We start from the raw sequence: 16,841 nt of genomic DNA, 5'->3' as shown, positions 1-16,841 counted from the left end.
AAGAATATGATTGTTTAGATAAGAAATTAAAGTGTAATGCTAGCCAGAGGGATGTGATTTCATGAAACCGGGTTTAAACACATATTCCAACCTCCTTCGAAAAACTTCCAGCCAAGTACACCATTTTATTAAAAAACTTGGCTACAAGAAGAACGAGCGTCTGTATTTTGTTTTAGTCAATGACGATAAACGCAGGTATAAACCAGCGGTCACGCTGCAAAAACCTCTAAAGCACATGGAAAAATGGGCACCTCAAATGACACTCTTTTCCAAGTACAACAAACCCATCCATTTACTCAGTCAAAACGCAAGAGGTTACGCTGTTTTTATGGGGATTAACTACAGGGGAAAAAAGGGTAGAGAAATTAAGGAAATCAGAGCACAGTTTATTGATGTAGATCTCAACAAAATTAAAGAGTGTTTAAACACGAATGAACAAGTGAAGCAGAAAATCCAATCCATAAAATCCAATCCATCAGAACAGATCCAATCGATTACGGTCTATAAAAATAAACAAGGTCAATACCAACTTTTAGCTCATCGAACCGAACGGAGAATCGCACAATTGAAAAAAGAGTTTCTTAAAAAGCATTGGAACCAAATTAGGAATGCGATGATCATCGAAACGAACAACGGATATCACATTTATTGGGTCATTAAAGGTGGATCCATAAGCAAATTCGTTCCTATTCAAAAAGCATTAGCCCAAAAATTCGGTTCCGATCCAAAGATTACAGATCTATCAAGAGTCATGCGCATACCCGGCTTCTACCATATGAAAAATCCTAAAAGGCCCTTTTTGGTTCGGGTCATCCAATGGGGAAGGAAAAATCCGTTCACGCAAGATGAACTAATAAATAAACTTGCTTTAAAATCTTATATTATGCGTGTTCACCCTTGACAATAGAGACCATTTGAAAGATTTAGAAGCAAAGAAAAAGCAAAATAAGATTAATGAAAGAGAAGAGCCTTTGGAATGTCCGGAGGCTTTTTACATTGAGCTAAATTGTTATTGTTAAGGAGCAGTCTACACCAATGCTCCTTTTTGTTATTGAGCGGGCAGTTTACTTCAATAACCCTGATGCAACTAAAAACCATCTTGTTCGCTCTAAAGTGGAACTTTGATTATTGAAACCTTATAATTTGCAAATAATGAAAGGACGTGAAAAAGGTAAGTTCAGAAACGCTAGTATTTTATAAGGTTTTCTTATCTTAGGTAATTCTACATTCTATTCAACGGAGATCGATAGTAGGGGAACAGGATCAGCATCCGTCCCTTGCTTCGTTGCTGCGGGCAGGATTATGGAAGACTTGATTTCGAGATACTGATTAAAGTGCTATGATAAATTCGGAACAAGACTTCTGACGAATGTGTGGGTTGTTTTGCTTGTAGCCAGATTGTTACCAGAGCAACATACATGGCAAATATCAAAGGAGGCAAAAACAGTATGAAAATTATTGTTACCAGTATATTCGTACAAGATCAAGACAAGGCACTGGAGTTTTATTCAGAAACCCTGGGCTTTGTAAAAAAGCATGACGTTCCCGCAGGAGAATTTAGGTGGATAACGCTTGTTTCTCCCGAGGACCAAGAAGGTACCGAGCTTTTGCTCGAACCGAATAACCATCCAGCCGCCAAAGAGTATCAAAAGAAGATATTTGCCGAAGGCATCCCAGCAACAATGTTTGGCGTTGCAGATATTCGTAAAGAGTACGAACGATTATTGGAAAACGGCGTGAAGTTTACTATGGAGCCGACAAAAATGGGCGAAGTCACAATAGCTGTCTTCGACGATACATGCGGCAACCTTATTCAGATAGTGCAGAAGTAACTTTATGTCGAAATAGTTGTTCGATGAAGTGTTTTTTATCAACATTAAACAACAACTTTATGTTAACCCTGTCCTAATTTTAGGACAGGGTTATACATTTTTAAGGTTTAATAATAAATGACATTGTTGTCATTCCCAATATAAATGTACATTGTGAATAAGTTCACTTAAACTATCGGGGATCGATTGCGGAGGAGCATATACAACTGCTCCTTTTGTCGTTGCTCAACTATTTGGAAGGATGATTCAATAAAGCTGAATAAGAAGTGATTATCCGTTCATCTTCTGTTCATAAAATTAGTGCTATACTGGATTTAGCACTGAGAGAACATGAAAATTAAGGGAGGTATCTCAATGATAAAATTAAATGAGAAAATTTTGCACATCAGAGGAGGACATGCCCATGGCTGACCGTAAATCGCCCCCTCCAACACCACGTTGGGTAAAGGTCTTTGGGGGTATTATTATCGCTCTGTTTCTGCTGTTTGTCATCATGAAACTCACTGGCATCGGTGGAAATCACGGTCCTGATCGCCACTTTTCGTCCGTAGAAGAAAGGGGGCAACAGCCATAATTATGACACCCCGCCTCCGTAAGTTCGCACTCACCACACATATCACTTCTTCGGTTGGATGGCTCGGTGCGGTCATATCTTACCTATCTCTTGCGGTTGTAACTCGGACAAATCAAGATGTACAGATGGTGCGTGCCGCCTATTTCGCATTAGAACCAATCACTTTATACGTCATTGTACCATTGTCCTTCACCTCGCTACTCACTGGACTTGTTATGTCACTTGGAACCTCGTGGGGATTATTCCGACATTATTGGGTCGTGTTCAAACTCCTGTTAACCGTGTTTGCTACCGTCATCTTGCTAGGATTCACGCAGACACTTAATAGCATGGTTGCCGTAGCATCTGACCCGACGACATCCATTATCGAGCTTCGTGCGATGGGTGCAGGTTTAGGACACGCTGTTGGTGCCCTTATAGTGTTACTTGTAATCACAATTCTGTCCGTGTATAAACCACGGGGCATTACCCCCTACGGATGGCGTAAGTTGCATGAGCGGAGTACGGAGTCGCAGCCGTAATTGAAGCAAGTTGCTAAACTCCGGGGATCTATAGCGCAGGAAGGCTGCATCGGCAGTCTTTTCTAATTTTATTGACGGGATTCGAGAGCGTCGTAGAGAAGTTCTCGATCCTATTTTTGTTTGCTCAAATAAAGGGCAGAATTCATTATGCGGTGAAGGGATATAACATATATTTCGTCAATATGATTACTAAACATATCGCCAATCTTTGAGTAAAAACAATGGAGGGAATCTTCAAAATGAATAAGTTGAATGGATTATTTCGTAAAAGACTTTGTATTCCAGAGAACGAAAAACTTACATTTGAAACATTAGATAACATTCTTGAAAAAACAGCAACAACCATTCCTTTTGAAAATTTATACATCATTTCGAATAAATCAAGAGCAATAACAAAAGAGAATTTGATTAACAAAATTCTCGTAAAAAATGAAGGTGGTCTTTGCTATCAATTGAATCCTCTGCTTTATTTTTTCTTCGTTGAAAATGGGTTCAATGCAGTGTTAGTTCGTGGAGAAGTATACAATAGTGCAACGAAGGACTGGTCAAAACTTGGGAGAACTCATGTAGCTATTCTTTTGCAACATGAAGGTCAAACGTACTTGGTTGATACTGGCTTTGGAGGAAACCTACCACTAAAGCCTGTACCACTAAATGGAGAAATAACCTCCTCTGTGAATGGAGAATTTCGAGTCAAAGCAATGGAAAGTGATTATGGGGATTATATACTTGAAATGAGACTAAAATATAAAGATATAGATTGGAAAATAGGCTATGCGTTTGATACAAAACGACCATTAGAGAGCTTATCTGAATTGAATGAAGTCCAAGGAATCATAATTGAGCACAAAGAATCACCATTTAACAAAACCCCAATAATTACCCAACTTAAAAGCGATGGGAGTGTAACGTTAACCGATACTTCTTTCACACAATGGATTAATGGAAAATCGAAAAAGGAACAGATTGACAACGTTAAATATAAAGAGCTAGCAAAACAACATTTTGGATTTCTAGAACTATGAGAACCCGTATTTAACCTAAATGAAATTCGTTTACGCAGGTGTCGCTAAACAAATATCGGAAAATTCTCTAACTGGAAATGTTCATTCATTAACTTTCTGCAACAAAAATTGAGTAAGTAACGCTTGAGCTTACGGGGATCGACTGTTCGACAAACTAGGTTGCCTTCGGCAGTCCTTTTTTTGTTCCGCTAGAGGGAGTTTAGTTGAAGAAGGATTGTTGGATCTAGTTGCCGAATTGTTTAACTTACCCGATCAATGTTGGAGTTGCTCCAGCTGCGGTGCGTAGTGTTCATCTTAGCCGGAAAACGAATAACGCAAAAAATAAATTAATTGAAATGAAAGAAGTGAAGGTTTTGATTAAATATAAATACCTCCATCATGTAAGTCTTACTGTTACAGATTTGGAAAGAGCAAAAGATTTCTATGGGAAAACTTTATGTTTAAGAGAAATACCGCGTCCTAATTTTGACTTTCCAGGCGCCTGGTATGAAATAGAGGGACAGCAACTCCACTTGATAGTCGATCCCTCTTCACAGACGATTCGTCAGGATAAAAGCTTATCCAGCAGAGAAGGTCACTTTGCCCTTAGAGTCGAGAACTATTATGACACTCTTAAATGGTTAAAACAGAATGAAGTTGAAATCCTTGAAAAACCATACGGAAAAAGTGGATTCGCACAAATTTTCTGTGCCGACCCAGATGGTAATCTGATTGAACTAAATGTTGATCAAAAAGATCTATAAGTAATATAAAGGCTGCCATTGCTGACGGCTTTTCTTATTGAAGTAACGGGAGGTTAGCGTAATAACTAGAATCTGAATCTACATGAGAGTTTTCATTTAATTTATAAAGAAGTTTCTATAAAATTAAAGTAAAAAACCAAATACAAAACTACTCACAAAGATTTACGTTAGGTTGTACCCCAGCTGATCTGCCTAAATGTCATTATTTTGTATAAGTTATTAGCAAAGAAATGCAAAGTAAGCTCATGTTCCATCCTTGGAATATGAGTTATTGCCATTTCAGCCATGTTTGTATTGCTTCTTTTGGAATTAGGTGTTTTAGTGATACCTATGGTGATGATAAGATGAGATATAGTTTGTTTGTAAAGAAAGGAGAGAAGAACATGGAGTTACTTTGCGGGAGATGTTCGCAAGATAAAGGGTTTCCATTAGATGAACGAATGAAGTTGGCGAAATCTCGATTGCCAAATGTCATTTATATTTGTCCTGTCTGTGTACAGGAACATTCTTATAAAGGGATAGGGGTAAAAGCACCCCCTATCGAATCGCCTAAAGAAATTGAACAAAAAACCACAAAGAGCATAAAAAAGACCAAAGATGACGGTCAATTATCATTATTCTAAAAAGTGTATCGAGCATCCTTGACTTTTGTTAGTTCTGTTAAAGGAAAAAATCATGCCAATTTGGTTGTTTTCTGCTCTTTTTTCGCTTGTATATATGGTTTTAACACTGAACTTACAGGGATTTCTTGGACAAGATTCTGTATTCCAACTAAATCATGGTCTAATGATTGGTGTTTATTATGGATTGGTCATAAAATTGGAAGATAGGATACATGTAGATTGGTTAAGCGGTTATTCGAGGGTTGCTTAATAATAATAATAAAATATAGATAATTGAGAGAGGAAATTGAAGAAATTATTTTTTGTAATGGTGAGGGGGGTGATTGTGAAAAAAATTGCAATAGTTGGTTCAGGTGGTTCAGGAAAGTCAACCTTAGCAAGGAATTTAGGAGAAAAGCTAAAAATCGATGTTTATCATCTGGATTCATTATTCTGGAAACCAAATTGGGTCGGTGTTCCTAAAGATGAACAAAGAAAAATTCAAAATGAATTGGTTAAAAAAGAGAACTGGATTATTGATGGTAACTATGGCGGGACAATGGACATTAGACTTAATGCTGCCGATACAATAATTTTTCTAGATATATCGAGGATAATATGTGTTTTTAGAGTATTTAAAAGAATTCTTCAATATCGTAATAGAACAAGACCAGATATGAGTGAAGGTTGCGAGGAAAGATTTTCCTTTAAGTTTTTTAAATGGATTTGGGAATATCCAAAGACTAAGAGACCAAGCATTCTAGAAAGACTTGAACAATTGTTAAATGATAAAGAAGTTATTATCTTAAAATCCCCCAAAGAAGTTCACCGTTTCTTAAAAGAAGTGCAAAATAAATAAGGATCTATTCTTGTTGAGCTATTGGGATTCTATAGGGATGGAAGGCTGCTTAGGCGGTCTTTTCTTTTTGTATTGAGGTAAAGGAGTTTAGTTAAATATGTTTATTTTGAAAGCATTAGTCCAAATTTGAGGTGCTTAAATTGCAGATTAGGAAAGCAACTAAAGAAGATATAAAAGGTATATCACAAGTTTATGTTAATAGTTGGAGAACTACCTATCGTGGGCTAGTGCCAGATGAGTATTTAGCGGGATTATCGTATGAAATGGCAGAGAAAAGATGGATTGATTTTTTAGATAACGAAAACGAAGCTTTCATATCCATAAGAATAATTGATGTTGCGAATAAAGTATGGATACAGCTCACTGGACTCTTTTACCAGAGCTTTTCAAAGTTTGCATGGTGTAACGCCTTCAGAAGCCAGAAATAGTAGTCATCTTCAAGAATTTAAGAAGCAACAATTAGTCGATTTTGAAATAGAAGAACACTTAAATCATCCCTATTATTACGCAAATTTCAAATCGAGATAGGAAGAAGGCAGGAGAAAATATGTAGAGCTACTAAGTAGGTATGGATTAGCTAAGGAAAGATCCTGACAAGCATTCAATTTAAAAATATAATTTGTGTCAGATTCCCTCACATAAACGAAGAAAAGCCCTCCCGAAGCTTGTATAATAAAAGCATGAAAGACGAGGAGGGACGCCATGAAGACTTGGATGAAAATCGAGAAGAAAATAAAAAACGATATGGTGCGGGGGAATCGCTTTTTGATCACCACCTACAAAGTATTCGGCTTCCCGATTCATCGAGAAGTTGTCCGTTGGGACTAGTCCCGGACGGAAGGCGGAAGGAGTGATCCATTGAAGACCAGGATTTCGCCCGGTCAGTTCAAGCTGGAGATTCTGAAGCTGTACAACACGGTGAATCAAGAGATTTTCGGCATCGGTATCCGTTCCCAAAGAGTGGAGATCATGGAGGACAGGGTGTTCATCTATGCTACCCATAAGCGGATCCAGCCGCTGAAAGTCCTGGATGAATCGCAGCGCTTGCTGACACGCATACTGGATATTGCCATTATTGAAGAGAATAAGGCCATGCTTGCCGAGCGATTGGAGAAACATCTCCATCTCCCGGTCAAGGTAATTTTTAGGGACTATGACCCTCGCACAGAAGAAGCGCTGACGGTCATCGTCTTTATGGAAAACCTGGAGTCATGGGCCAACGAAGCAGGTAATAGGGTTTCGACCGAAGCTTTATGACCGCTTATCGACACAAAATCATTCTATTCTGTTGCAACGGTACAGAAGGGGGGTTGGTGGAGGTAGGCGTTTTTTTATTTGTCAAAAAATCTCTCAAAAAGAAAAGGGGAAACCCATGTATCAATCAGACACGACCACGGTTCATTCCGTACTGCTGGCTTTAGACCAAATCTACCAACGGAGAATGGTAAAGGATTGGAAGGAAATCACGGAAGGCAAGAATCCCTTCGTGGTGATGAAGGCGTCCCATATTCCGGGAAAAAGCCCATCGAAATGCCCGGGGTGATATTCGGAGAAGCAGGCAAGCCGGTTAAAAAGGCCGGGGTTTGCATGACGATGACGGAGTGTGTGATTGAGCTGGCTTCCGCCATGGAGCTGGATCGTTTTTTAGTTCCAGCCATTAACCAATACGAGGAGGTATAAATGATGAAGAAACATTGGATCAGAAATTGTTTAGTGGTATGCTTGACCCTGCTTGCCGTAACCGGCTGCGGTTCTTCCACTCCATCCTCAACCCCGGCCGAAGCCCCTCCAGCTCAGGAAGGGACCAGTGCCCCGCCGCCTTCCGAACCGGTTACGGTTCGCTTCTCCGAGGTGATCCGCTCCATCTTCTACGCACCGCAGTATGTGGCCATGGAAAAAGGATTTTTTGAAGAAGAAGGGCTAAAGGTGGACATGGTCACCTCGCAAGGCTCCGACAAGGGAGCAGCAGCGCTGCTGGCGGGAACGGCAGACATTTGGATTTAGTGTATTTAAAAAAAATGAAAATTAACTTAAAAATATAAGCCTTGTGCAGGAGTACATCCTTCATAGAATAACCTCCAATGCAATAATCTCTCGAAATAGAATAAAAATCTCTCGAACCTTGCGTTTAATCTCTCGAAAATTTCTCGAATGGCCATAGCTGACTAAAATATCTTTTAATTTTTCGCGGTACAGATTGCCAAAGCGTTCGGGGCTGAGGTAACTGGTGTGTGCAGTACGAGAAATTTAAACATTGTACGATCGATTGGTGCAGACTTTGTCATCGATTATATAAAGGAAGATTTTAAAAAAAGACGCAGCGTTATGACCTGATTCCATTTTACAAAGACCAAACCAAAAAGATCTCGTTTTTATGAAAGAACTTCTTGAAGCCGGCAAAGTAAAACCAGTTATTGATAGATGTTATAAGTTGAGTGAAGTTCCCGAAGCTATCAGGTATTTCGAAAAAGGACACGCTCAAGGAAAGGTTGTCATCACTGTGTAAAAGGCATCCATTTTCTTTTCCGGGTAATCATGAATTCATAGCTGAAAAAGTGGCAGCAATTTGTAATAATAAGGATGTGTATCAATTTGAGTAAAATAAAAATCGGAGGTCTTAATCATGGCTATAGTTGAAGTAACCATCCTGCCTTTGGGAACCGGCTCACCAAGTGTAAGCGAATATATAGCAGATGTACAGCGAATTTTAGAGTCTGTGGAAGAGCCTATAAAATATCAATTAACGCCGATGGCAACGATTATCGAGGGAGAACTAAATGATATCCTTTCCGTGGTGAAAAGAATGCATGAACATCCCTTCAACAAAGGGGCGCTGCGGGTAAATACGATCATTCGCATTGATGAACGAAGAGATAAAGCTTCCTCTATGGATCAAAAGATGAAGTCTATCCAGGAAAAACTAATTCAGCCCTGATAAGATAACATCCTAAATCTATATACCTCATTCTAAATTGTGAGCCAGTGGTTCAAGAAAAGTCCTTGTTGCTAATGCAATAAAGACTTTTTTTGTTTTTGCCAATACGACAATTTTCATTGATTAAGCAGACATAACATTTAATTTTTTTGATTAAATTTTTAAAAAATACTTGCATACAAGTGTCCTAGGATGATAGTATATCAATAGTTAAAGAAAAGGCATTATGAAATGAACCATGCTGATTTTCACCTCTGCAAGCGTTTTACCTTTACTTTTAGTAAAAAATGAAGAAATGACAATTCCCAAAAATAAGCTTGAGTGTTCAAGTTTTTTAAGGGAGTGGAAATAAGGGGGGTTAACACTCGCTGCTCAGTTATATGAGAAAACAGGGCGGGCCATGGGGAAACCAGTGATATAAAAATTAAAGCTTAATGCAATTACACTTTTAAATGTTGTAAGGGTTTGCAAAAAAACAAAAGCTATAGGAGGGTCATTATGAAAAGTAAAAAAATGTTTGGTATATTAAGCAGTGTAATTTTATCAACTTCCGTTCTTTTGGCAGGTTGCGGGGGTGGACAAGAATCAGCTCAACCGCAAAGTGGAGGAGCGGCTGAAAGCGCACCGAAAGCAGAAACTCATACGTTGAAGCTTGCAACCGTTTTTGGAACAGACCATCCGTTGAATGTAGCACTGCGCGAGAAGTTTAAGCCAATCGTCGAGGAAAAATCCGGAGGTACGCTGAAGGTTGACATTTACGATAATAATAAATTGGGCGCGGAAAAGGAAATATATGATGGCGTACGTAATGGGACAGTGGAAATGGCGGTTGTTTCTACGGTCATGGCGGGCGATGTAGAAAAAATGGCTGTCGGTGATTGGCCCTTTTTAATGAAAGATGTGGAGCATGCGAAAAAAGTGTTTACAGGACCAATCGGTGAGGAAATCGCAAAAGAATTAGAAAGCAAAGTAAACGTACAAGTCCTTGCTTGGAGTGCAAACGGTTTTAAAGCGTTCAGCAGCAATAGCCCCATCAAGAGCATGGAAGACTTTAAGGGATTGCGTCTAAGAATGCCTAATAACCCTACCTATATTAAAGTCGGTGAAGCCATGGGAGCGAATGTAACTCCGATGCCATTGAGTGAAGTGTTTACAGCTTTGGAGCAAAAAGTCGTGGATGGACAAGATAATGCCCTTGCTACAGTAAGAGCAAATGGGTTTTATGAAGTACAAAGTGATATTTTGGAATCCAACCACATCTTTAGTCCTCTAGAACATATTGTAAGCGATAAATTGTGGAAAAAGTTAACGCCAGATCAGCAAAAGATATTAGAAGATGCTGCAGTGGAAGCGGCTAATTATGAATGGGAGCTCTATGCCAAGAGTCTTGAAGAAGATAAAAAATTCCTTCAGGAAAAAGGCGTTCAATTCACAACACCGGACGACAAATTCAGAGCGGATATGGAAGCTGCTGTAAAACCGCTTTATGACGAAATCTACAGCAAGTATCCATGGGCAAAAGAAATGGTAGAAAAAATTAAAGCAGAAGCGAAGTAATGGTTTTGGTATTAAGGGGCCGACATGTGGCCCCTAAAGCATTGATGATGATCTTATTAATAAGGAATTAAAGGAGGGAATCGGATGAAGAGAATATCCAATTGGTTGAAGAATTCCCTAAATGTTCTAATGGCGTTTTCCTTGGCGTTTATGGCTCTTCTGGTTTTCGGAAATGTCGTATTGCGCTATGCGTTTAATTCGGGCATTACCTGGTCGGAAGAAATGGCGCGTTTTTTATTCATCTGGATGATTTTCCTCGGATCCATCGGAGCGCTGAAAGATAATGAACATCTTGGGGTGGATATGCTGGTCAAAAAACTTTCGCCCGGCTTGAAAAAACTAGCCTATGTGGTAAGCAATCTATTAGTTCTTTATATTTTATGGTTAGTATTGGATGGAAGCTGGAAAATGACCTTGCTAAACATGGATAGTACAGCACCTGCAACCGGATTGCCGCTGTCGTTCATTTATGGTATTGGCGTTGTCATGAGTGTAGCTATGGGTATCATCCTTATTTATAATCTTTACCGCGCTCTGTTTGAAAAAGGTGCGATTGATAAATTGACTCTCATGAAAGAGTCTGAAGAAGAGATGCTGGAAGCCTTTCATGACGAAAAACATGCTGTTTCAGGGGGTAGAAGGTAATGACATTGGTTGTATTTGTCGGTTCGCTAATGGCTGTTATGGCGCTTGGGATGCCGATCGCCTTTGCCCTGCTGTTCAGCGGCGTCACTTTGATGTTCTTTCTGGATATGTTTGATAGTCAAATCGTTGCTCAGAATCTCATTAATGGGGCGGATAACTTTCCGCTTATGGCCATTCCTTTCTTCATCCTTGCGGGTGAATTGATGAATGCCGGCGGGATTTCATCGAGAATCATCAATTTTGCCCTGGCGCTAGTCGGGCATATCCGCGGAGGATTGGGTTATGTAGCCATCATTGCAAGCGTCTTGTTTGCAGGGTTATCGGGTTCCGCAGTAGCCGACACGGCAGCGCTTGGAGCCATTTTGATCCCTATGATGGTAAAAGCCGGTTATGATAGGAACCGTTCCACCGGTCTGATTGCGGCTGGCGGAATTATCGCACCCATTATCCCTCCTAGTATTCCGATGATTATTTTTGGAGTGACAAGTGGAGTATCCATTTCCAAGCTCTTTATGGCGGGCATTGTACCCGGGCTCATGATCGCAGTAGGCCTGGCCACTGTTTGGTGGTGGGTTGTCCGAAAAGATGAAGTGGAAGTTTTTCCGCGCAAATCAGCAAAGGAAATGATTAAGGCTACACAACAAGCGGCTTGGGCCCTTCTCTTGCCTGCCATCATCATTTTGGGGCTTCGCGGAGGAGTCTTCACTCCAACGGAAGCAGCAGTGGTTGCCGCATTTTATGCCCTTTTCGTCGGTCTTTTCATTTATCGGGAATTAGCCATCAAGAATTTGTATCACGTTTTAGTCGCTTCAGCCAAAACAACCAGTGTAGTGATGTTCTTGGCGGCAGCAGCTATGGTATCCGCGTGGTTGATTACGGTAGCGAATATACCAGGGATGATAACGGATGTCCTCGGGCCTTTCATGGAAAACAAACTTCTGCTATTGATCCTCATTAATATTTTGGTTTTAATCGTCGGAACAGCCATGGATGTTACGCCAACGATTCTAATTCTTACACCGGTATTAATGCCTATAATTGATCAAGCGGGAATCGATCCAGTCTATTTTGGCGTTTTATTCATCCTGAACAACTGTATCGGTCTACTCACACCACCTGTAGGTACCGTATTGAACGTGGCTTGCGGGGTGGGCAAAATCGGGATGGAAGATATCATGAAGGGAATTTGGCCGTTTTTGCTCGTCGAAGTTATTATTTTATTCCTGCTGATCTTGTTCCCGTCGATTGTTACTGTTCCGCTTGGATGGTTGACATAAGAGGTTACATTGACATGTATACAAGTAAACAATTATATTTATAATAGTGAAAAATATCCCATTTAGCGAAGGAGATAAGCAATGGGTTTAAACCAAATTTCTTCACCCAATCGGAAAACTCTGGGAGAAGTGGCCTATAAGGCCATCCGGGATGAAATTATTTCCTTGCGTTTTGAGCCGGGGCAAATGATTTATGAGAATGAATTGGCTGCTTCTCTTGGGGTGAGCCGCACACCAATACGCGAAGCTTTTCTGATGCTTCTTAAAGATGAATTGATTGAAATATTGCCGCAACGTGGGGCACGCGTGGCCTATATCTCTTCAAAAAAAGTGGAAGAAGCGCGGTTTGTCCGGGAAAGCTTAGAAAAAAGTGCGTTTCGTGCGGTTGCTAGAAACTGGAATGAAAATGAAGAGAGATATAAAAAATTGCGAATCGAGACGATGCAATTGTTAGAAGATCAACATAAAGCTGCGGCCAAAGGAGAGTCCATTGAATTTTTGCATTTAGATGAAGCGTTTCACCATCTGATTCTTGAACAAATTGAAAATCACACGCTGCTTTCCGTCATATCTCAAATGAGGGGGCATCTCAATCGGATGCGCTATTTGGAATTGAAAGAAGCCCATGAGATGACTAAATTAATAGAACAGCACACGAGCATCTTTCATTCGATTACTTCGAATGATGAGCAAAAGACGGAAATGCTGTTGAGTCATCATTTGCAGCAGCTGAAGGATGAATTGCCAAGAATTATTCAAAAGTACTCTCATTATTTTAGCGCTCAATAATATGTTGATTTATTGTTGATTCTATACTTTTTGCGATCGGTCAGTGGTATAGAATCATATTTTTAATACTATCTTGTATACAAGTGTCCTAGTATTGGGTTGATGGTATACAAATGTTTTAGAGTAAAAGAAAACAAATAGAACTTTTGGACTTTAGGAGGGAGTACACTGTGCAAGCAGCTGTCATGACAAAACCATTTACGATTGAATTTCAAGAGGTGCCGCGTCCTGTGCCTGGGCCCCATGAGGTCTTGGTCCGCGTGAAGGCTTCAGGCATTTGTGGCAGTGACGTTCACTTTTATGATGGATCAAACCCTTATGCAAGATATCCGCAAATTTTTGGACACGAACTGGCGGGGGTTATAGAAGAAATAGGATCAAAAGTGACCACTAGAAAACCAGGGGAACGAGTGGTGGTTGAACCTGCCGTACCATGCGGCGAATGTTATCCATGCCGTATCGGCAAAACCAATGCTTGCGGAAATATCGGGATGATCGGTTCCGTCCGTGCCGGCGGTTTTGCGGATTTCCTTGTTGTTCCGGAAAATCATGTTCATGGGATGCCGGATGACATGAGTTTTGAAGTAGGTTCCCTTTGTGAGCCTTTTACGATTGGAGCGCAAGCGATGGATCGGGCTGATCTGCAGCCCGGCCAAACGGTTACCATTATAGGGATGGGGCCTATAGGATTGACGATCCTTACCCAAATCAAGAAGAAATATGATGTGAAGGTGTTTGCCGTTGATCTGGTTAAGGAACGACTTGAATTGGCTCAAAAATTTGGAGCGGACGTTTTGGTTAATCCGAAAGAACGGGATACCATTGAGGCTATTCAGGATTTGACGAATGGCGAAGGCTCGAATGTGGTGATTGAATCAGCAGGCATTCCCTTAACGATTGAACAAACCATTCACCTAGTCAGTCCCGGAGGGCGTATCGTGATCGTCGGATTGACAGGGAAGGACGTAACGTTTCCCGGACAGCTATTAACAAAGAAAGATGTGGAAATTCATGGAACACGACATAGTGTAAATAAATTTCCGGAAGTCATTCAATTTCTTCATTCAAACCCGGATGTAGCAAAAGCTTTTATTACCCAGATCATGCCGTTTGGGCAAATCGAAAAAGCTCTTCAAACGGCTAAAAATTTCCCGAATGAAGTAACCAAAATTGTTTTGGAATATTAATAGAAGCTTTAATTTTTCTTATGGAGGTACCAAGCGATGAAAATGGTATTTAGATGGTTTGGCGAAGGAAATGATCGCATTCCGCTTGATCATATTAAACATATTCCTGGCGTAGAGGGGATTGTCTGGGCTCTTCATGATGTTCCGGCAGGGGAAGAGTGGCCTATGGAGAAAATCATTGAGGTCAAAAATCTGGCGGATAAGCATGGATTCCACATCGATGTCGTGGAAAGCGTGAATGTGCACGAAGATATCAAGCTGGGGCTGCCAACGAGAGATAAATATATCGACAACTACAAGAGAACGATTGAAAAGCTGGCAAAGGTCGGCGTAAAGGTGATTTGCTACAATTTTATGCCTGTCTTTGATTGGATTCGAACCGATTTATTCAAAAAATTGGAAGATGGATCGACTGCGCTTTTCTATGAAAAAGCAAAGATTGAAAATATGGATCCGATCGAGCTGGTTCGAAAAATTGCAGACAATCCCGAGTTTACCATGCCCGGATGGGAGCCGGAGAGATTAAAGCATCTTACTGATCTTTTCGGAGCATATAAGAATGTAACGGAAGAAGATTTATGGAATCACTTGCAATATTTCTTAGAGCAGATAATCCCAGTAGCTGAGGCAAACGATATTAAAATGGCCATCCATCCGGATGATCCGCCTTGGTCGGTTTTCGGTTTGCCAAGAATCATGACAAGCCAAGAGAATATTAGGAGATTCCTGAAACTCGTAGACAATCCATACAATGGCGTAACGCTTTGCAGCGGTTCTTTAGGCGCCAATCCCAATAACAATGTAGCGGAGATGGTAAGAGAATTCGCCGATCGAATTCCTTTTGCCCATATTCGCAATGTAAGGGTCTATGAAAATGGCGATTTTATCGAAACCTCCCATAGAACAACCGATGGCTCCGTTGATATCGTTGAGATCGTCAAAGCTTACCATGACAATGGGTTTACCGGTTATGCCAGACCGGATCACGGAAGACATATCTGGGATGAGGAATGCCGGCCAGGCTATGGACTTTATGACCGAGCTATGGGAATTATGTACTTATGGGGCATTTGGGATGCATTGGAAAGAGCTAAGAAGGAGGACAGGACATGCTAGGAATCAATGAAAACCTGAAAGGCAAAGTAGCAGTCATCACGGGCGGAGGCGGAGTCCTTTGCAGTGCTATGGCTAAAGAGCTGGGCAGACAGGGAGTCAAGGTAGCCATTCTTAACCGAACGGCAGAAAAGGGAGAAAAGGTAGCAGAAGAAATCAGGCAATCAGGCGGTGAAGCGCTGGCCGTTTCCTGCAACGTGCTAGAAGCAGAAAGTGTAAAGGGTGCAGAAGAAATGATTTTCAATGCGTTTGGAGCTTGTGACATTTTGATCAACGGAGCGGGAGGAAACCATCCGAACGGTGTGACTACGAATGAAACCTTGAAGATCGAAGATCTTGAGAATAAAGAAATCAAGACATTTTTTGATTTGAGTGTGGAAGGATTTGGTCATGTATTTAACTTGAATATTCTTGGGACACTCATCCCCACTCAAGTATTCACCAAAAGGATGATCAACAAAAAGGGAGCCATTGTCATCAATATGTCATCCATGAGCGCTCCAAGCCCAATGACGAAAGTTCCAGCCTATAGTGCTGCTAAAGCAGGAATAGACAATTTCACACAATGGTTAGCCGTTCACATGGCTGAAGTGGGGATCAGAGTCAATGCGATAGCACCGGGATTCTTCTTGACAGAACAAAACAGAAATCTATTAAAGAACGAAGACGGTTCTTTAACAGAAAGATCTAATAAAATCATTTCTCATACTCCGATGAGAAGGTTCGGGCATCCTGATGATCTCCTGGGAACCTTGTTGTGGTTAGCGGATGAGAATATGTCAGGTTTTGTAACCGGAGTTACCATTCCGGTTGATGGCGGCTTCATGGCTTATTCCGGAGTTTAATTAGGATTGATATGGAGGATTGGGACGAAAAGTACCCATTCCTTTTTTGTGTTTAACAACCAAAAGGATGCTATGTCGTTATACCATGCTCTTATATTGTGAGGGGCGTTTGTTGGTCAATTGGAAGATGTGGTGTGAAAAGAATTCATGACCATTGGCAAGATTGTAGTTAGAAAAGTTTTAGATCAAAGTAAGGGATAGACTATCTATCCCTTTTTATTTGTTATGGCAACTCGAGATGTAGTGAGCGATCAATCAAAACCCGAAAAACTCGGTGGTAATACTAAAATGAGTGCATAGGCTGATGTTTATACGCGAAATTTAACTTGCAGTTTAC

Annotated in this window: 21 protein-coding genes and 2 pseudogenes; all 23 read left to right on the top strand. The window is 40.6% G+C overall.

Features of this window, described 5'->3' with window-relative positions; translation table 11 throughout:
- Positions 1-61 precede the first annotated feature (61 nt).
- The 23 genes and pseudogenes from ABLT31_RS22655 to ABLT31_RS22540 all read left to right on the top strand — a co-directional run bounded on the left by ABLT31_RS22655 (position 62) and on the right by ABLT31_RS22540 (position 16,504).
- Positions 62-901 (top strand): DNA-primase RepB domain-containing protein, encoded by an 840-nt coding sequence (locus ABLT31_RS22655; RefSeq protein WP_367755975.1) that lies wholly within the window; start codon positions 62-64, stop codon positions 899-901.
- 547 nt (positions 902-1,448) lie between these two features.
- Positions 1,449-1,832 carry a VOC family protein gene (locus ABLT31_RS22650; RefSeq protein ID WP_367755973.1) on the top strand — a complete coding sequence of 128 codons (384 nt, stop codon included), beginning with the start codon at positions 1,449-1,451 and terminating at the stop codon, positions 1,830-1,832.
- A gap of 367 nt (positions 1,833-2,199) precedes the next feature.
- Positions 2,200-2,406 (top strand): hypothetical protein, encoded by a 207-nt coding sequence (locus ABLT31_RS22645; RefSeq protein ID WP_367755971.1) that lies wholly within the window; start codon positions 2,200-2,202, stop codon positions 2,404-2,406.
- 2 nt (positions 2,407-2,408) lie between these two features.
- Positions 2,409-2,927, top strand: a complete 519-nt coding sequence (locus ABLT31_RS22640) for a DUF2269 domain-containing protein (protein WP_367755969.1) — start codon at positions 2,409-2,411, stop codon at positions 2,925-2,927.
- Positions 2,928-3,166: 239 nt separating this feature from the next.
- The gene (locus tag ABLT31_RS22635) at positions 3,167-3,952 is read left to right on the top strand and encodes an arylamine N-acetyltransferase family protein (protein WP_367755967.1); all 786 of its coding nucleotides are present in this window, start codon (positions 3,167-3,169) and stop codon (positions 3,950-3,952) included.
- Positions 3,953-4,179: 227 nt separating this feature from the next.
- The gene (locus ABLT31_RS22630; RefSeq protein WP_367755965.1) at positions 4,180-4,695 is read left to right on the top strand and encodes a VOC family protein; all 516 of its coding nucleotides are present in this window, start codon (positions 4,180-4,182) and stop codon (positions 4,693-4,695) included.
- Between the two features lie 263 nt (positions 4,696-4,958).
- Entirely contained in the window at positions 4,959-5,318 is a 360-nt protein-coding gene (locus ABLT31_RS22625) for a hypothetical protein (RefSeq protein ID WP_367755963.1), read from the top strand.
- Positions 5,319-5,643: 325 nt separating this feature from the next.
- Entirely contained in the window at positions 5,644-6,156 is a 513-nt protein-coding gene (locus tag ABLT31_RS22620) for a DNA topology modulation protein (RefSeq protein WP_367755961.1), read from the top strand.
- 342 nt (positions 6,157-6,498) lie between these two features.
- A pseudogene (locus ABLT31_RS22615) lies at positions 6,499-6,591 on the top strand (AraC family transcriptional regulator); the annotation flags it as partial.
- 267 nt (positions 6,592-6,858) lie between these two features.
- Positions 6,859-6,984, top strand: a complete 126-nt coding sequence (locus ABLT31_RS22610; protein ID WP_367755959.1) for a hypothetical protein — start codon at positions 6,859-6,861, stop codon at positions 6,982-6,984.
- Between the two features lie 30 nt (positions 6,985-7,014).
- Positions 7,015-7,413 (top strand): Na-translocating system protein MpsC family protein, encoded by a 399-nt coding sequence (locus ABLT31_RS22605; protein ID WP_367755957.1) that lies wholly within the window; start codon positions 7,015-7,017, stop codon positions 7,411-7,413.
- Between the two features lie 115 nt (positions 7,414-7,528).
- The gene (locus ABLT31_RS22600) at positions 7,529-7,699 is read left to right on the top strand and encodes a hypothetical protein (RefSeq protein WP_367755955.1); all 171 of its coding nucleotides are present in this window, start codon (positions 7,529-7,531) and stop codon (positions 7,697-7,699) included.
- Positions 7,687-7,836 (top strand): hypothetical protein, encoded by a 150-nt coding sequence (locus ABLT31_RS22595; protein ID WP_367755953.1) that lies wholly within the window; start codon positions 7,687-7,689, stop codon positions 7,834-7,836. The genes ABLT31_RS22600 and ABLT31_RS22595 overlap by 13 nt, the downstream gene beginning before the upstream one ends.
- A gap of 3 nt (positions 7,837-7,839) precedes the next feature.
- Positions 7,840-8,160 carry an ABC transporter substrate-binding protein gene (locus tag ABLT31_RS22590; RefSeq protein ID WP_367755951.1) on the top strand — a complete coding sequence of 107 codons (321 nt, stop codon included), beginning with the start codon at positions 7,840-7,842 and terminating at the stop codon, positions 8,158-8,160.
- 180 nt (positions 8,161-8,340) lie between these two features.
- Positions 8,341-8,662 (top strand): annotated as a pseudogene (locus ABLT31_RS39040) (zinc-binding dehydrogenase); the annotation flags it as partial.
- Between the two features lie 117 nt (positions 8,663-8,779).
- Positions 8,780-9,091 carry an MTH1187 family thiamine-binding protein gene (locus ABLT31_RS22575; RefSeq protein WP_367755945.1) on the top strand — a complete coding sequence of 104 codons (312 nt, stop codon included), beginning with the start codon at positions 8,780-8,782 and terminating at the stop codon, positions 9,089-9,091.
- 498 nt (positions 9,092-9,589) lie between these two features.
- Positions 9,590-10,648, top strand: coding sequence for a TRAP transporter substrate-binding protein (locus tag ABLT31_RS22570; protein ID WP_367755943.1), 1,059 nt, complete (start codon positions 9,590-9,592; stop codon positions 10,646-10,648).
- Positions 10,649-10,732: 84 nt separating this feature from the next.
- Positions 10,733-11,293: a TRAP transporter small permease gene (locus ABLT31_RS22565; RefSeq protein WP_367755941.1), complete on the top strand. Its 561-nt coding sequence runs from the start codon at positions 10,733-10,735 to the stop codon at positions 11,291-11,293.
- The gene (locus ABLT31_RS22560; protein WP_367755939.1) at positions 11,293-12,570 is read left to right on the top strand and encodes a TRAP transporter large permease; all 1,278 of its coding nucleotides are present in this window, start codon (positions 11,293-11,295) and stop codon (positions 12,568-12,570) included. The genes ABLT31_RS22565 and ABLT31_RS22560 overlap by 1 nt, the downstream gene beginning before the upstream one ends.
- Positions 12,571-12,651: 81 nt before the next feature.
- Positions 12,652-13,359 carry a GntR family transcriptional regulator gene (locus tag ABLT31_RS22555; RefSeq protein ID WP_367755936.1) on the top strand — a complete coding sequence of 236 codons (708 nt, stop codon included), beginning with the start codon at positions 12,652-12,654 and terminating at the stop codon, positions 13,357-13,359.
- Positions 13,360-13,529: 170 nt separating this feature from the next.
- Positions 13,530-14,546 (top strand): zinc-binding alcohol dehydrogenase family protein, encoded by a 1,017-nt coding sequence (locus ABLT31_RS22550; protein ID WP_367755934.1) that lies wholly within the window; start codon positions 13,530-13,532, stop codon positions 14,544-14,546.
- 36 nt (positions 14,547-14,582) lie between these two features.
- Entirely contained in the window at positions 14,583-15,662 is a 1,080-nt protein-coding gene (gene uxuA / locus ABLT31_RS22545; RefSeq protein WP_367755932.1) for a mannonate dehydratase, read from the top strand.
- The gene (locus tag ABLT31_RS22540) at positions 15,656-16,504 is read left to right on the top strand and encodes an SDR family oxidoreductase (RefSeq protein WP_367755930.1); all 849 of its coding nucleotides are present in this window, start codon (positions 15,656-15,658) and stop codon (positions 16,502-16,504) included. The genes uxuA and ABLT31_RS22540 overlap by 7 nt, the downstream gene beginning before the upstream one ends.
- The last annotated feature ends 337 nt before the right edge of the window (positions 16,505-16,841 follow it).

The sequence above is a fragment of the Ammoniphilus soli genome (assembly GCF_040813775.1).
Note: the sequence above shows the minus strand (reverse complement) of the source record. Positions and strands in the feature narration are given on the sequence as shown.

Bases quoted from the DNA above. Each gene is read 5' to 3' on its own strand.
- ABLT31_RS22540 (WP_367755930.1), top strand. From the start codon at position 15,656: ATGCTAGGAATCAATGAAAACCTGAAAGGCAAAGTAGCAGTCATCACG.
- ABLT31_RS22560 (WP_367755939.1), top strand. From the start codon at position 11,293: ATGACATTGGTTGTATTTGTCGGTTCGCTAATGGCTGTTATGGCGCTT.
- ABLT31_RS22655 (WP_367755975.1), top strand. From the start codon at position 62: ATGAAACCGGGTTTAAACACATATTCCAACCTCCTTCGAAAAACTTCC.
- ABLT31_RS22635 (WP_367755967.1), top strand. From the start codon at position 3,167: ATGAATAAGTTGAATGGATTATTTCGTAAAAGACTTTGTATTCCAGAG.
- ABLT31_RS22595 (WP_367755953.1), top strand. From the start codon at position 7,687: ATGCCCGGGGTGATATTCGGAGAAGCAGGCAAGCCGGTTAAAAAGGCC.
- ABLT31_RS22645 (WP_367755971.1), top strand. From the start codon at position 2,200: ATGAGAAAATTTTGCACATCAGAGGAGGACATGCCCATGGCTGACCGT.
- ABLT31_RS22555 (WP_367755936.1), top strand. From the start codon at position 12,652: ATGGGTTTAAACCAAATTTCTTCACCCAATCGGAAAACTCTGGGAGAA.
- ABLT31_RS22640 (WP_367755969.1), top strand. From the start codon at position 2,409: ATGACACCCCGCCTCCGTAAGTTCGCACTCACCACACATATCACTTCT.
- ABLT31_RS22625 (WP_367755963.1), top strand. From the start codon at position 4,959: ATGAGTTATTGCCATTTCAGCCATGTTTGTATTGCTTCTTTTGGAATT.
- ABLT31_RS22650 (WP_367755973.1), top strand. From the start codon at position 1,449: ATGAAAATTATTGTTACCAGTATATTCGTACAAGATCAAGACAAGGCA.
- ABLT31_RS22575 (WP_367755945.1), top strand. From the start codon at position 8,780: ATGGCTATAGTTGAAGTAACCATCCTGCCTTTGGGAACCGGCTCACCA.
- ABLT31_RS22590 (WP_367755951.1), top strand. From the start codon at position 7,840: ATGAAGAAACATTGGATCAGAAATTGTTTAGTGGTATGCTTGACCCTG.
- ABLT31_RS22600 (WP_367755955.1), top strand. From the start codon at position 7,529: ATGTATCAATCAGACACGACCACGGTTCATTCCGTACTGCTGGCTTTA.
- ABLT31_RS22570 (WP_367755943.1), top strand. From the start codon at position 9,590: ATGAAAAGTAAAAAAATGTTTGGTATATTAAGCAGTGTAATTTTATCA.
- ABLT31_RS22565 (WP_367755941.1), top strand. From the start codon at position 10,733: ATGAAGAGAATATCCAATTGGTTGAAGAATTCCCTAAATGTTCTAATG.
- uxuA (WP_367755932.1), top strand. From the start codon at position 14,583: ATGAAAATGGTATTTAGATGGTTTGGCGAAGGAAATGATCGCATTCCG.
- ABLT31_RS22610 (WP_367755959.1), top strand. From the start codon at position 6,859: ATGAAGACTTGGATGAAAATCGAGAAGAAAATAAAAAACGATATGGTG.